The sequence below is a fragment of the Luteolibacter pohnpeiensis genome (assembly GCF_016595435.1).
In the GTDB taxonomy this organism is placed as follows: domain Bacteria; phylum Verrucomicrobiota; class Verrucomicrobiia; order Verrucomicrobiales; family Akkermansiaceae; genus Luteolibacter; species Luteolibacter pohnpeiensis.
The window spans coordinates 1-1,111 of record NZ_JAENIJ010000126.1 but is presented as its reverse complement, the minus strand read 5'-3'; the positions used below and the strand labels follow the sequence as shown (position 1 = coordinate 1,111).

2 protein-coding genes are annotated in these 1,111 nt (G+C 55.2%); both read right to left on the bottom strand.

The features are described from left to right. A partial coding sequence (locus JIN85_RS20520) for a hypothetical protein (protein ID WP_200274365.1) occupies positions 1–782 on the bottom strand: 782 nt, incomplete at its 3' end. Between the two features lie 39 nt (positions 783–821). After that, positions 822–1,111, bottom strand: a 290-nt coding sequence (locus tag JIN85_RS21520; protein ID WP_234047541.1) for a hypothetical protein, incomplete at its 5' end; no start/stop codon positions are given.

The window sequence follows — 1,111 nt, the reverse complement described above, 5'->3', positions numbered from 1 at the left end:
GCTTGATGTTCTTTAGCATCTGATAGTTCCTTGAACGAAAGCTCAATGCCCCAGAATCCTCCAAGCTGGTGATCTAGTGGACTGATCCTGAGAATAGACTCATCTAGTCGTATTGCCAATGGGCCTGCCAGAACAGCACTGCCTCTTGGTTCAGCTTCGCACATAAATCTCCCTTGGCGCGCACCCACTTCTCCGATGACATAGCCTCTTCCAGAGAAGGTGCCGTCGTCTGTGAATAGTTCCATTGGGTGCATTGTCTTATTTCTACCGAACGTTCGAAGTGTAGGCAACCAGCGGGCTGAGGTGGAACCCCAATCCACCACCGGAGCAGACCAGCCCGCGGGGTTGCCTACCACGGCGTGTTCGCCTTGGTGATGTCCAGAGACGGACGGCTGAACCCGAGGGCGAATCTTATCGCGTGCAACGCCGAAAAGAATCCCCGCAACGAAAAGGAACATGAACAGCATCGCTAGGACTCCCCAAATTCGGTGTGAACGGAGACAACCCAATGCTTCCGCATCGTTGATGTGACGTAGATAGGCGTGGAGCGGCATCAATCGGTTCATCGCCTGGAGGGCCGATGTGCGCTTCAAGTAACCGTTGTCCAAGTCCCCCTTGAAGAACGTCGAGCCGGGACGACCCAACTCCCGCCACAGGTTCGGGCGATGCTCATGAAGCCATCTTGCTAGTCTCGCCGTGGCTGCAAGCTGCCTCAGGTTCGCGATGACACCGAGAGCAAACGCCAGCAGGAGAAAAGCAGTAAGAACAGGGGCAGTCTGCATGCCTTTGGTTTCTGGCGAACATCAGAGGCCTGGCACCCGCTACCGGGAGCGCCCCTCCGATTCTGGTTGAGGTTTGTCGTCACCCTCCGAATCCGACTCGGATCGGGTAGCGGGTTGTCCAGCGCTGACTTGTTCTACTTCTCTTTCGATTCGCTTGCCAGACACCACTAGCTCATCAAATTCTCCACTAGTGAGCCATTCGTCCCCGGTGACTCGGTAGTTCTTAATCTCGACCGTGGCTCCCACAATTAGGGTTGAAATCCGCTGCCCGGGAATCTCGATTATCACTTGCTTCTCAGTCAGCTTAGCCTTCGCTACCGACCAATGTG